Source organism: Streptomyces javensis (assembly GCF_039525925.1).
GTDB lineage: Bacteria > Actinomycetota > Actinomycetes > Streptomycetales > Streptomycetaceae > Streptomyces > Streptomyces asiaticus.
Map to the genome: position 1 here is coordinate 1 of NZ_BAAAIF010000039.1, position 11,767 is coordinate 11,767.

Below are 11,767 nucleotides of genomic sequence, written 5' to 3' on the forward strand. Positions count from 1 at the left end.
CCTCCCGGAACAGGTCGGGAAGCACCTGCATGATCGCCACGTTCGCCGCTGCGTCGCGTAGGCGGTGCAGTCGGGTGGTCTCCTGCCAGAGCTGACTAGCCGGCCGCGGGATGCCGTCGAAAATGGGGGCGAGGTCGTACCGGCGCAGCTCGCGCAGGACGGATGACGCGGTGACCTGCCATTGATTCTCTTCGGGCGAGCTGTTGTACGGACGGCCGATCAGGTCATTTGGGTGGACATGGAGCTCAGCGGCGAGCAGATTGAGCAGGCCGACCCGGTCAAGTTCGATAAGGCCGCGTTCCATCTTCGACACCCACCCCTGAGACTTCCCCAGGGCGGCGGCGAGGTCAGCCTGCGGCATCCCGAGACGCAGCCGTGCGCTACGTGCGCGACGGCCGATCTCCTCGGCTTCTTCCAACATCAGCGCGCCCCCTTTGCGGTGTGGAACCAGCGGGGTTCAAGCGGGCGGCGATGCATCCGTGCTCCATCCGTCAGGCGTATGCCTCAGACGGTACCCAGGGCGCGCGACGGGTGTGGAGCGCTACAGGGCGAGAAGGGCGCCAGTAATGACAAAAGCGACCCCGCGCGGCCATGAGCGTCCGTAGGGGGCGGCTTGCCACTGGCGCACCTTGTCCGACGCGGCCCGTTTCGCTTCCGGGGTGACGGTGGCAGCCTCGCAGCGCCGGTACTTCCGGATGTGCGGCTCTAGCCCGCGTTGCCGCTGACCGGTCAGGCAGCCGGCGGGGGCACTCTCGGCCAGCTTGGCCACTGTCAGACCTGGGGTGTAGGCGCTGACGGAATGCCAGCAATTCGGGTACTGAAGGCCGGCGAGGCGGGCCTCCTCGATGCTGTTCGCGCAACGCCCGTAGGTACGGCCATCTCGACGTGGCTGGTCAGCTGCTGGCGACGGCCGACACGGTTCGACAGACGCCCGGATGCCGCGGTCTGCGAAACGGTGCATGACGTCTTGCATGGCCTGCCGGCGGGTGCCGGAGCAGGGGCGTTGCGATGACCTCGGCCGGGGTCGCCCCGAATCCGTCGACGACGGCCCGCAGAATCGAGCGGGGCGTCGAGGTGACTACGTCAACCGTTCCCTGTGCGAGGCGGTAAACGGCCTGAGCATTGGGGTGATCTCGGCCACCAGCCGAAACGCGTCATAGGACAAGGCGCCGAACTCGGCCACCGCGGCGCGGTGACCGGTGTCGAATGGCTGCTGCGATAGGGCTAGCGAACAGCAACCCTGACATGACCCCGGCTGTATGGCACGTGCTCAGCAATGAGCCCGGCCAAACAACAGACGGCCGGGCTCACTAGCTGCACGCCAGGCAAGGGGCCTGACCCTCGGCGGCCACCGGGGGCGGGCCCTTCACCATGTCTGGACCACGGCGAGGATCGCCATTACCTCGGCTTGCATGGCGGTGTCGTCCCATGTGCGTTCAGGCGTGCTCCTTGCAGTCCGGATCAGTGAGCCGTGCGGCGAAACGTGCCTGGGTCAGGACCATGAGGGCCGCGGTGCATCCGCCCAGCGCCATGACCGTGGACGGAGAGCTGTGGTCCAGGACGACTCCCCCTGCGAGGGCGCCAAGGGAGATCGTTGCCTGGAAGGAGGCGGTGAACAGGACCGAGGCCGCTTCCGGGGCATGCGGTGCCGCCTTGGAGAAGCAGGTCTGCGACGCGACCGGCACCGCGCCGTACGCGATGCCCCACACGATCAGCAGGATCACCGCGCCCGCCTGCCAGCGGCCCAACGCCGGAAGGAGGAGGGTCGCCGCGGCGATCAGACCGGCCGCTAGCCCGAGGACGGTCCGGGGGTAGCGGGCCACCCAGGCGCCGCCCAGGAAGTTGCCGAGGATGCCGGCGGCGCCGTAGAGCAGCAAGAACGTGGTGATCAGACCGCCGTTGGCGTGGGTGACCTGTTCCAGGAACGGTGTCACGTAGGTGTACGTGCCGAAGTGGGCCAGCACGACAAGGAACGTCAGCAAGAGCGCGAAGCGGATGTCGACGCCGCGGAGCATGCCGCCCAGGACGCTCAGCCGTGTGGCCTGGACGGGAGGAAGCGGCGGGACGAGCAGGAGCAGCATGACCAGTACGCCGACCGTCAGGGCTCCCATGACGGTGAAGGCCGTTCGCCATCCGGCGAGATCTCCGATGAGGGTGCCGGTTGGTACGCCGAGGACGGATCCCAGCGGGACGGCAGAGAAGATCACAGCGGTAGCCCTGCCGACCGAGGCCGGCGGCACCAGTCGTTCCGCCAGCCCCGCCCCGATCGACCAGAAGCCGCCGATGGTGATCCCGACCATGATCCGAGAGGTCAGTACGAGCCAGTAGTCGGGTGCCGCGGCGGCGAGGAAGTTCGCCAGTGCCAGCAGGAGCATGAAGGCGCACAGCATCGGTCGGCGGTCGAAGCGTGCGGTGACCGCGGTGACCAGTGGGGCGGCGACGGCCGCCAGGAAACCGGGCATGGTCATCATCAGTCCGGCCATCCCGTCCGAGACGGTGAAGCCGGATCCGATCGAGGTCAGCAGACCGATCGGCAGGATCTCGGTGGTGACGATGGCGAAGATCCCCAGCATCACCGAGACCACGGCCGGCCACCCCTTCAGCGGGGCCCGAGGGGTTGAGAGTCGGCCGTTGGCCGAAGCGGTGGTGGTGATCGGCATGGCGGCGTTCCGTCCTGTGAAAGGCAGTGCGTTCGCCATCAGCCCAGCAGGTTCCATCAAGCGGTGGCTGGCAGGTCTGCGACCGCACCCTCGCCCTTCAGGGGTGATGTCGCATACCCGCCATCAGCGCGGGCGCAGGCCGTCGATGAGCAAGGCGCAGATGGACCGCAAGGCGGCCTCGGACCCCCGGGCCTGCCACTCGGGGGCGTGGGCCGGGTGGTGGTAGGCCATGGTGGCGTCGAAGACGGTTCGCGCCGTCGCGGTGGGGTCGGGGGAGGCGAAGTCACCGCTGGCGACGCCGTCGGCGATGATGACGCGCAGTTGCCCGATCAGGTCGGTGACATGGTCGGCGGCGGCGCTGCTGTGCTCGGCCGTCAGGACCCGGTAGGTGGCGAAGAGCTCCGGGTCCTCGGTCACCAGGGTCCGCTTGACGGTGAAGAGCGTGGTGAACCAGGTGTGGAGCCGCTCGGGCGGGGCCTGCCGGGGGTCGGCGGCGATCGCCGCGAGGGGGTCGCGCGCCCGGCCGAGCCAGCGCCGGGTGACGGCTTCGCGCAGCGCCGCCTTGGACGGGAAGTGGCGGTAGACGCTGGCGTGGCTGACTCCCAGGGCCCGGGCCACGTCCAGCACCGTGGCCTTCGCCGGTCCATGGCGGCGCAGCACGTCCTCGGTGGCCGTCAGGATGGTCTCGGCGTCGAGGGGGCCCGAACGCATCAGGGCGCGCCGTTCCGTACGAGCCGCACCGCGCGGCTCCCGGCCCCGGCGACGGGCACCGACTGCTCCCTCAACTCCAGTTCCTCCTCGGCGGATCGGCGGAATGCGGCTGCGGTTCGGTGGCGCCCCGCAGGGGCGCGGGGCTGTGCCGATGTGCGGCTCCGCCGCGCGGGCGCGACCAGCCACGACGGCGCCGCGGACGATCGACGGCAGGTCAGGGCACTTCCAACGGAGCGCTCAGTGGCTCGTCAGAAGACCGCGAGCGGGTTGACGGGCACCCCGGTCAGTCCGTGGATACGCGGCGGCGCCACGGTGAGCAGGAAAGCATAGCGGCCCAGCTCCGCGCAGACGGCGGCGAGCTCGTCCACCTCGGCGGCGTCGATCAGGGGCAGGCCCATCAACGGGAGGGCGACCCGGTGCAGCGGCAGGGGGCAGGCGGGGTCGAGGTCCGGGTGCGCGTCGCCGATGTCGCCCGCGTAGAGCGACACACCGCGCCGGTGCATCCAGCGCACCGCGTCCAGGCTCATCCCCGGCATCGGCCGGTCGGGGTCGGGCGTCATGGGCCATCCGCAGCGCACCACCAGGGCGTCCCCGGACTCCAGCCGTACGCCCTGGCGCTCCTCGGCCGCCTCGAAGTCCCGTGCGGTGACCGCGTGGCCACTGGGCAGCGGGCCGTCGGCCGCCAGGTCGAGCAGGATTCCCCGGGTGGCGATCCCGGCGGCGTACGCCGCCGTGGAGCCGTGCCGGGCACCTGCCGGGGTCACGGCCTCGTCCACGGGCCGCCCCGGATAGACCCGCCCGTCCCGGATCGTGTGCCCCAGCGCGTCGAGGTGGGTCGAGCGCGGGTGGTGGTTGGTCACCAGCATCACATCCGCCGTGGCGGGCGCCGGGGAGCCGACGTACACCATCAGCTGCTGGACCGGCGAGGCGTCCTGGGTGGCGGGGGCGAAGGGGCCGCTGATGAGCGGCGCCGGCCGGATCGGAAGCGCGAGTGACACCGTCCGCCCGGTGCGGGCCTCCGCCGCGCCCCTGGCCCGGGCCTCACCGGTGATGAGGTTGAGCGTGCCGCGCTCGTCGTCCTCGCCCCACCGGCCCCAGTTGTTCGGCAGGTCCTCCGATGCGCCGGTTCCCGTGTGTTGTGTGTCCATGGCGTCGAAACGTACCGCCACGGGTTACAGAGTTCAAAATCTGTAACCTGGCTACGACCGGGGGAGCGTGCGGCCCGCGCGCGGGTGTATCGCCCGACACCAGGAGGCCCGGAGCCCCGGCACTCCACCCGGCAGGAGCTACGATCCCGGGGCAGCCGATGACATGGGGGGAGCCGTGAGCGAAACCGCGGCGCAGCTCGTCAGCGCCCTCCGCCGGGCCCGGCGCGACGCCACCGCCGAGGTGACCGTCCTGGCCGACCGGCCCGACGGCACCGTCGTCCGGTGCGGCCATGTCGTGGCCAAGGCGCATCCGCCCGGCACGGACCCGGCCGAGCTGGCCGTCCGGCTCGGCGTCGCGGCCCACCCCCGGTGCGCGGAGATACTGCTGCCGCCGGTCGACGGCACGGACGTGCTGCCCGACGGCCGGCAGGTCACCCTCTGGCCGTACGGCGAACCCGTGGCACCCGACGCGCCGGACGCCGCCCCCTGGGCCGAGGCGGGGAAGCTGCTGGCCCGGCTGCACACCGTGCCGATCGCCGAACTGCCCGGCCCGCTCCCGGCGATGCGCGGCCCGGTCAAGGCGGCCCGCGCCATCGCCCGGCTGCGGGCGGCGGCGCTCCCCGACAGCGCGGCCACCCGGGCCGTGCTGCGGGCCTGGGCCGGACTGCCCGGCTGGGCGCGGGGCGTGGGCCGTACGGATCGCGTGGGTCTACGCGACGGCAACGAGGGCGGCGAGGACAACAGGCTCTGCCACGGCGATCTCCACCTCGGCCAGCTCATCCGCCACCGCGCCACCGACTGGCGACTGATCGACATCGACGACCTCGGCCTCGGCGATCCGGCCTGGGACCTCGCCCGCCCCGCCGCCTGGTACGCCGCCGGACTGCTCGCCGCCGAAGACTGGGAGCGGTTCCTGGGCGCGTACCGGGCGGCGGGCGGCTCCGCCGCGGGCGAGGGCGACCCCTGGCCGCGGCTGGATGTGCCCGCCCGCGCCCTCACCGTCCAGACCGCCGCGCTCGCGCTCGCCAAGGCGGCGGCCGCCGGGCGGGCGTTGGACGAGGCCGAGGAGGCGATGGTGGAGGCGGCCGTCCGTATCGCCCACTTCATGGAGGCCGCGGGATGAGGCCGTAGGGTGAAGTCCACGCGCCCGGACGCATGTTCCGGCGCGCCTGTCCGAAGCATGAGGAGTTGAGCGGACCATGCAGTGTCCCAAGTGCCATGCGCCGATGCACACGTACAACCGCAACGGCGTGCAGATAGAGCAGTGCAGCGGCTGCCGGGGGATCTTTCTGGACTACGGGGAGCTGGAGGCGCTGACTCGCCTTGAGTCGCAGTGGACCCAACAGGTGCCACCCGCTCCGCCCGGCGCGCCGCAGGCGTACCCGGCGGCACCCGCGTGGGGCGCCCCGCAGCACGGGCACCACGGCGGCCACCACGGCCACCATGGCCACCACAAGCGCGGCTTCGGGCACATGCTCTTCTCGTCCTGAGAAGCCTGCGGGTTCATGAGGCCCGGGAACGTCGGAGGGCCGGAGCGTTCGCTCCGGCCCTCCGACGATCGATGTGGACGATACTGGGATTGAACCAGTGACCTCTTCCGTGTCAGGGAAGCGCTCTCCCGCTGAGCTAATCGTCCGCAGGACTGCGTGCGCGATACTGGGATTGAACCAGTGACCTCTTCCGTGTCAGGGAAGCGCTCTCCCGCTGAGCTAATCGCGCGTGGTGGATCCGCGAGGATCCGAGTGGACGATACTGGGATTGAACCAGTGACCTCTTCCGTGTCAGGGAAGCGCTCTCCCGCTGAGCTAATCGTCCGAGGTGGAGACGGGATTTGAACCCGTGTAGACGGCTTTGCAGGCCGTTGCCTCGCCTCTCGGCCACTCCACCAACCGTGGGGGTCGAAACCCCCACTCCGAGCGGACGACGAGATTCGAACTCGCGACCCTCACCTTGGCAAGGTGATGCTCTACCAACTGAGCCACGTCCGCAGGTGTCGTTTCTCCGGGGCGCTTCCGCGTCCCGGCGACGTGTTGAACTCTAGCGGATTCCGGGGCCAGCTCAAATTCCGTTTCCGCAGCGTGCTGCCCTGCTCGCGCGCCGCACTCCCTCCCGAGGCCGCCCTGACCTGGGCACCATAGACTCACAACCGTGCCCGACCTGCCCCCGCTCGCCCGCTTCGGCGGCCTGCTCGCCACCGATCTACGGGATGTCACCAGCGACCCGTCGGCCCTGGAAACCCAGGGTTTCTGGGCCGTTGTCGCGGACTTCGAGGGCCGTCTGGTCTGCGCTCGCTTCGGCGAGGTACGGACCGAGCCGGTGCCGCCGCCCGCGCCCGGTGGCTGGCGCGGCCCCGGGCCCGGGGAGTGGACCTCGTCACTGGACCGGGCCGCCTACACCGCGGGGGTGCGCACCGTGCGGCGGCGGATCGCGGCCGGCGAGGTCTACCAGGCCAACCTCTGCCGGGTGCTGTCCGCGCCGCTGCCCGATCCGGCCGGGGCCGATGTGGACGCGCTGACCTCGCTGCTGGCCCTGGGCAACCCCGCTCCGTACGCGGGCACCGTAAGGCTGCCGGCCCACGGGGTGGAGGTCGCCACCGCCTCGCCCGAACTGTTTCTGCGGCGCACCGGGCGCACCGTGGAGTCCGGCCCCATCAAGGGCACCGGCCGCGTCCCCGAGGACCTGCTGGAGAAGGACCACGCCGAGAACGTGATGATCGTGGACCTGGTCCGCAACGACCTGGGCCGGGTCTGCGCCACCGGCTCGGTGACCGTCCCGGCGCTGTGCGCGGTCGAACCGCACCCCGGTCTGGTCCACCTCGTCTCCACGGTGCGGGGCGAACTCGCCCCCGGCGCCGGCTGGCCGGAACTGCTCGCGGCCACCTTCCCGCCCGGCTCGGTCACCGGCGCGCCCAAGTCCAGCGCGCTGCGCGTCATCGAGGAGCTGGAGACCGCGCCCCGGGGCCCGTACTGCGGCGGTATCGGCTGGGTCGACGCCGACCGCGGCACCGGTGAGCTGGCGGTCGGGATACGGACCTTCTGGATCGACCGCGGCCCGGCCGGGGCCGTGCTGCGGTTCGGCACCGGGGCGGGCATCACCTGGGGCTCCGAACCGGAGCGCGAATGGGACGAAACGGAACTCAAGGCCGCCCGGCTGCTCGCGGTAGCGTCGGGTGTACAGCAGACGACGGGTGTACAGCGGACAACGGGAAGGGCGACGCGATGAAACCGGCCATCTGGCTCGATGGATCCCTCTGCGACCCGGACAGCGCCATGGTGTCCGTGTTCGACCACGGGCTCACGGTCGGCGACGGCGTCTTCGAGACCGTCAAGGCCACCGAGGGGCGGGCGTTCGCGCTCACCCGCCATCTGCGGCGGCTGGCCCGCTCGGCCGCGGGCCTGGGACTCCCCGAGCCGGACCTGGACGAGGTGCGGCGGGGCTGCGAGGAGGTGCTCAAGGCCCACCCCGTGGCGTTCGGACGGCTGAGGATCACCTACACCGGAGGGATCTCGCCGCTCGGCTCCGACCGCGGCACGGCCGGGCCCACCGTGGTGGTGGCACTGGTCGAGGCGGCCCGCAGGCCCGACGCCACGGCAGTGGTCACCGTCCCCTGGGCGCGCAACGAGCGCGGGGCGCTCTCCGGCCTGAAGACCACCTCGTACGGCGAGAACGTGGTCGCGCTCGCCCGCGCCCGCGAGCAGGGCGCCACCGAGGCGCTCTTCGGCAACACGGTCGGCGCGCTCTGCGAGGGCACCGGCTCCAATGTCTTCGTGGTACTCGACGGCCAGCTGCACACCCCGCCGCTCTCCTCCGGCTGCCTCGCCGGGATCACCCGCGCCCTGGTGCTCGAGTGGGTGGGCGCCAAGGAGACCGATCTGCCGCTGGACGCGCTGTACCGGGCCGAGGAGGTCTTCGTGACCTCCACGACCCGCGATGTACAGGCCGTCCACCGCGTGGACGGCCACACCCTGCCCGGCGCTCCGGGGCCGGTCACCGCCGAGGCCCTGCGGATCTTCGTCGAGCGAGCGGCCGCCGATATCGATCCCTGAGCGGGCGGCGGGGACATCGACCCCTGAGCGGGCGGCGGGGACACCGACCCCTGAGCGGCCAAGCCGGGGACCTCACCGGCAGGTCGTGGCGGATCCGCGCCGGAAAACGGGTGACGACCGCCCGGCGGGCCGGTAGAACACCTTCGTGACCACCACTCTGCGCCCCACCGCGCCCGAACGGCACACCGACGGCGGCGGACGTGCCCGCGCGTACGAGGTGTGCGTCAACGGCCGCCCCGTCGGCACCGTACGCCTCGCCACCGACGCCCGCCTGGGCCCGGCGGCCGGGCGTATCGAGCGGCTCCACATCGACGAGGGCGAGCGGCACCGGGGCCGCGGCACGGTCGCCGCGCTCGCCGCCGAGGAGGTGCTGCGCGGCTGGGGCTGCACCCAGCTGACGGTGAGCGTCCCCGCGTCGGCCACGACCGCCCTCGGGCTCACGGCCGCGCTCGGCTACCGCGAGCGCGGCCGCAACATGCTCAAGCGGCTCATGGACCCGCCCGAGCTGCCCGAGGGCAGCGCGATACGCCCCCTCGGGGAGGCCGACTACCCGGCGTGGCACGCCCGCGAGCGGGCCGGATACACAGCCGATCTGCTGGCGCGCGGACTCACCCGGCAGCAGGCCGAGACCAAGGCGGACGCCGACTACGCGACGCTGCTGCCGCAGGGCCCGGACACCCCCGCGGCCCTGCTGCGCGTCCTCGCCCACAGCGGCACGGACGTGGGCACCATCTGGATCGCGCTGCGCGAGGGGGAGCCCGACGCCGCCGAGAGCGGGGAGGCGTACGTCTACGCCGTCGAGGTCGCCGAGGCGCACCGCGGCCATGGACACGGCCGCACCCTGATGCTGGCCGCCGAGCGCGCGAGCCTGGCGCACGGGGCGCACAGCCTCGGTCTGTACGTCTTCGGCGGCAACACCCCGGCGCTGCGGCTGTACGAGTCGCTGGGCTACGAGCCGATCGAGTACCAGCTCTACAAGCCGCTGCTGTAAGGGCCTGCTCTGAGCACCCTCAGGGCTTCAGGACCGCTCACCGCTCACCGTTCGGCGACGAGCCGGGCGGCGATCTCCTCGACGCGCTCCCGCAGCCCCTCCTGGCTCTTGCCGCCGTCGAGCCGCTCGCCGCCGATCACGTACGTGGGCGTGCCGGTGACCCCGATCGCCTTGCCCTCGGCCTGGTCCGCGTCCACGATCAGGATGTGCCGGCCGTCGACCAGCGCGGTGTCCATCTCCTCGGCGTCAAGACCCAGTTCCCGGGCCACCTCCACCAGCACCGGCTCACCGCGGCTCCCGAGCTCCTCGGCGCGCTCCAGGACCGCCTCGACGAACGGCCAGCCGCGCCCCTGGGCGATGGCCTCCTCGGCCGCCTGAGCCGCCGCGTGGGCGTGCTGGTGGCGCTCCAGCGGGAAGTGGCGCAGCCGGATGTCCAGCGAGTCCTGGAAGCGGTCGCGCAGCGCGCGCAGATCGCCCAGCGCGGTACGGCAGTCGGGGCACTGCAACTCGCACCAGACATCGAGCACGGGGCGGGGGGAGGGGTCGGTGTGGCTCATGGGGCCAGTCTTCCAGCCCCCGGACCCTGATCCGTACCCGGAGATGTCCCTGATCCCGGGCTCGGGCCATGGCCCCGGCCGCCTTACGGGGTGCACGATGGACGTACCGGAAGCCCAGTCCGCGGGAGGAACGATGCTGACCGACACCATCTGCGCCGCGCTGTCCGCGGCCGGTCTCGGCATCGCCGGGCTGACCGCCTACCGCAAGCGGTTCCTGGCGGCGACGCGGATCGCCGCCTACGCCCTGATCCCGCTGGGCCTGGCCATGACCGGCGTCCTGGACTGGCTGACCGACCTGGTCTTCAAGCCGAGCATCTGGCTGGGCTTCGGCCTGCTGGGCCTCTCCTGGGGGCTGTTCATGATCACGCGGGCGGTCGAGCACCGCTCCGGCGGCACCCGTAAGGAGCGCCGCGCGGCGGCCGCGGCCGAACGGGCCGGCGGGGTGTCCGCGGGGGCCTCGGAGCCCGCGCTGGGGCCCGGCCGGGGGGCCACCGGGGTCAAGGCGTCGGGGAAGCCGAAGACCAAGGGTGGAACGAGCTCTGGCACAGATGACTTCTCCGACATCGAGGCCATACTCAAAAAGCACGGCATCTGACAAGCGACCGATCAAAAAACGATCACCGCTCGCAGGCGGGCTCATGGCTGGGTCATGATCTCCGCGAGATGTTGCAATCACCGCCCGGGGAGCAATCCCCCATCGAAGGACCCCCTGTTCCGCCGAGCGACGAGACCCGTGGCTGTCTCTTCGCCCTCTCGCAGCCGCCGCTGATGCTGTTCCTGGCGTTCATCGGCACTCTGCTCTTCGTCACCGCCGTCCACGACCTCTACCGGTGGTGATGCGTCCCGCCCGGCATCCGACCGCCGTACCCGGACGGTCAGCTCGCGGCCTCGCGGCGCCGGGCGCGGTACGCGGCGACATGCAGCCGGTTGCCGCAGGTGCGGCTGTCGCAGTAGCGCCGGGAGCGGTTGCGGGACAGATCCACGAAGGCGTGGCGGCAGTCCGGGGCCTCACAGCGGCGCAGCCGCTCCCGCTCGCCCCCCACCACGAGGAACGCCAGCGCCATCCCGCCGTCGGCGGCCAGGTGGTCGGCCAGCGAGGCACCGGGCGCGAAGTAGTGCACATGCCAGTCGTAGCCGTCGTGGTCGGTGAGCCGGGGCGTGGTGCCGGCCGCGGCGATCATCGCGTTGAGCAGTTCGGCGGTGCGGCGGGCGGCGGCCTCGTTCCCGGCCGCCGCGAAGACCTCGGCGAACCGGGTCCGTACGGCCCGTACCGCGGTGAGGTCGCGCTCCCCGAGCGCGCCGATGTCGCTGATGGCATTGCGCTCGACGAACCGGCGCAGTGCGGCGACATCGGCGAGGTCGTCCTGGTCCGCGCCCTCGGGCGCGGTGTTCACCAGATCGACGACGGCGTCGAGCGCGCACCGGGTGTCGTGGTTGATCAGCACGATTGGCTCCCTGACCGGCTGGGTCGGCGGCTGCCCCTGGGCTGCCCTCGATCTGCCCGACTCTAGTCCTGCCGGGCCCCCGGACGTATCTCAGGCGGCCCAGGGCGGTCGTGGACGCTGCCGGACGGTCACACGACGGTGCCGTCACCGCGGGTGCTGCCGCGGCGACGGCACCGTCGCCTGCCTCTGCCGTTGTCGGGATTGCCATG

Annotated in this window: 14 protein-coding genes and 5 tRNA genes; 7 read left to right on the forward strand and 12 right to left on the reverse strand. The window is 72.0% G+C overall.

Annotated elements, in window-relative coordinates:
• The 5 genes from ABD329_RS29000 to ABD329_RS29020 all read right to left on the reverse strand — a co-directional run.
• A partial coding sequence (locus ABD329_RS29000; RefSeq protein ID WP_344317135.1) for a helix-turn-helix domain-containing protein occupies positions 1-421 on the reverse strand: 421 nt, incomplete at its 3' end.
• 120 nt (positions 422-541) lie between these two features.
• Positions 542-973 (reverse strand): phage minor capsid protein, encoded by a 432-nt coding sequence (locus ABD329_RS29005; RefSeq protein ID WP_344317136.1) that lies wholly within the window; start codon positions 971-973, stop codon positions 542-544.
• A gap of 463 nt (positions 974-1,436) precedes the next feature.
• Positions 1,437-2,660 (reverse strand): MFS transporter, encoded by a 1,224-nt coding sequence (locus tag ABD329_RS29010; RefSeq protein ID WP_198277520.1) that lies wholly within the window; start codon positions 2,658-2,660, stop codon positions 1,437-1,439.
• Between the two features lie 123 nt (positions 2,661-2,783).
• Positions 2,784-3,371: a TetR/AcrR family transcriptional regulator gene (locus tag ABD329_RS29015; protein WP_198277521.1), complete on the reverse strand. Its 588-nt coding sequence runs from the start codon at positions 3,369-3,371 to the stop codon at positions 2,784-2,786.
• 248 nt (positions 3,372-3,619) lie between these two features.
• Positions 3,620-4,519 carry a cyclase family protein gene (locus ABD329_RS29020; protein ID WP_198277522.1) on the reverse strand — a complete coding sequence of 300 codons (900 nt, stop codon included), beginning with the start codon at positions 4,517-4,519 and terminating at the stop codon, positions 3,620-3,622.
• A 175-nt stretch (positions 4,520-4,694) separates the two neighbouring features.
• Between ABD329_RS29020 and ABD329_RS29025 the strand changes: the two genes are divergently transcribed.
• Positions 4,695-5,642: a phosphotransferase gene (locus tag ABD329_RS29025; RefSeq protein WP_309142736.1), complete on the forward strand. Its 948-nt coding sequence runs from the start codon at positions 4,695-4,697 to the stop codon at positions 5,640-5,642.
• Between the two features lie 76 nt (positions 5,643-5,718).
• Positions 5,719-6,009 carry a TFIIB-type zinc ribbon-containing protein gene (locus ABD329_RS29030; protein ID WP_198277524.1) on the forward strand — a complete coding sequence of 97 codons (291 nt, stop codon included), beginning with the start codon at positions 5,719-5,721 and terminating at the stop codon, positions 6,007-6,009.
• Positions 6,010-6,083: 74 nt separating this feature from the next.
• Here ABD329_RS29030 and ABD329_RS29035 read toward each other — a convergent pair.
• The 5 genes from ABD329_RS29035 to ABD329_RS29055 form a co-directional block, all read right to left on the reverse strand.
• Positions 6,084-6,155, reverse strand: a tRNA-Val gene (locus ABD329_RS29035).
• An 11-nt stretch (positions 6,156-6,166) separates the two neighbouring features.
• Positions 6,167-6,238, reverse strand: a tRNA-Val gene (locus ABD329_RS29040).
• 24 nt (positions 6,239-6,262) lie between these two features.
• Positions 6,263-6,334 (reverse strand) — tRNA-Val (locus ABD329_RS29045).
• 1 nt (position 6,335) lies between these two features.
• A tRNA-Cys gene (locus ABD329_RS29050) sits at positions 6,336-6,406 on the reverse strand.
• Positions 6,407-6,434: 28 nt separating this feature from the next.
• A tRNA-Gly gene (locus tag ABD329_RS29055) sits at positions 6,435-6,507 on the reverse strand.
• 160 nt (positions 6,508-6,667) lie between these two features.
• Between ABD329_RS29055 and ABD329_RS29060 the strand changes: the two genes are divergently transcribed.
• From ABD329_RS29060 to ABD329_RS29070, 3 genes are all read left to right on the forward strand, one after another.
• Positions 6,668-7,741 (forward strand): chorismate-binding protein, encoded by a 1,074-nt coding sequence (locus ABD329_RS29060; RefSeq protein WP_198277525.1) that lies wholly within the window; start codon positions 6,668-6,670, stop codon positions 7,739-7,741.
• Complete coding sequence (locus tag ABD329_RS29065; protein WP_198277526.1) at positions 7,738-8,565, forward strand: aminotransferase class IV; 828 nt, start codon at positions 7,738-7,740, stop codon at positions 8,563-8,565. The genes ABD329_RS29060 and ABD329_RS29065 overlap by 4 nt, the downstream gene beginning before the upstream one ends.
• 145 nt (positions 8,566-8,710) lie before the next feature.
• Entirely contained in the window at positions 8,711-9,556 is an 846-nt protein-coding gene (locus tag ABD329_RS29070; protein ID WP_198277527.1) for a GNAT family N-acetyltransferase, read from the forward strand.
• Positions 9,557-9,600: 44 nt separating this feature from the next.
• On the opposite strand, the gene ABD329_RS29075 is transcribed toward ABD329_RS29070, so the two are convergent.
• On the reverse strand, positions 9,601-10,113 hold the full coding sequence (locus ABD329_RS29075; RefSeq protein WP_198277528.1) for a DsbA family protein: 513 nt from the start codon (positions 10,111-10,113) through the stop codon (positions 9,601-9,603).
• A 133-nt stretch (positions 10,114-10,246) separates the two neighbouring features.
• On the opposite strand from ABD329_RS29075, the gene ABD329_RS29080 reads away from it, so the two are divergent.
• Both ABD329_RS29080 and ABD329_RS29085 read left to right on the forward strand, forming a co-directional pair.
• Positions 10,247-10,708 carry a hypothetical protein gene (locus tag ABD329_RS29080; RefSeq protein ID WP_198277535.1) on the forward strand — a complete coding sequence of 154 codons (462 nt, stop codon included), beginning with the start codon at positions 10,247-10,249 and terminating at the stop codon, positions 10,706-10,708.
• A 68-nt stretch (positions 10,709-10,776) separates the two neighbouring features.
• The gene (locus ABD329_RS29085) at positions 10,777-10,950 is read left to right on the forward strand and encodes a hypothetical protein (protein WP_198268756.1); all 174 of its coding nucleotides are present in this window, start codon (positions 10,777-10,779) and stop codon (positions 10,948-10,950) included.
• A gap of 38 nt (positions 10,951-10,988) precedes the next feature.
• Here the strand turns inward: ABD329_RS29085 and ABD329_RS29090 are convergent, their stop codons facing one another.
• Complete coding sequence (locus tag ABD329_RS29090) at positions 10,989-11,558, reverse strand: CGNR zinc finger domain-containing protein (protein WP_198277529.1); 570 nt, start codon at positions 11,556-11,558, stop codon at positions 10,989-10,991.
• Positions 11,559-11,767: the final 209 nt, after the last annotated feature.

Coding starts and splice junctions, on each gene's coding strand:
- ABD329_RS29005 (WP_344317136.1), bottom strand. CDS start 973: ATGCAAGACGTCATGCACCGTTTCGCAGACCGCGGCATCCGGGCGTCT.
- ABD329_RS29010 (WP_198277520.1), bottom strand. CDS start 2,660: ATGCCGATCACCACCACCGCTTCGGCCAACGGCCGACTCTCAACCCCT.
- ABD329_RS29015 (WP_198277521.1), bottom strand. CDS start 3,371: ATGCGTTCGGGCCCCCTCGACGCCGAGACCATCCTGACGGCCACCGAG.
- ABD329_RS29020 (WP_198277522.1), bottom strand. CDS start 4,519: ATGGACACACAACACACGGGAACCGGCGCATCGGAGGACCTGCCGAAC.
- ABD329_RS29030 (WP_198277524.1), top strand. CDS start 5,719: ATGCAGTGTCCCAAGTGCCATGCGCCGATGCACACGTACAACCGCAAC.
- ABD329_RS29065 (WP_198277526.1), top strand. CDS start 7,738: ATGAAACCGGCCATCTGGCTCGATGGATCCCTCTGCGACCCGGACAGC.
- ABD329_RS29075 (WP_198277528.1), bottom strand. CDS start 10,113: ATGAGCCACACCGACCCCTCCCCCCGCCCCGTGCTCGATGTCTGGTGC.
- ABD329_RS29080 (WP_198277535.1), top strand. CDS start 10,247: ATGCTGACCGACACCATCTGCGCCGCGCTGTCCGCGGCCGGTCTCGGC.
- ABD329_RS29085 (WP_198268756.1), top strand. CDS start 10,777: ATGTTGCAATCACCGCCCGGGGAGCAATCCCCCATCGAAGGACCCCCT.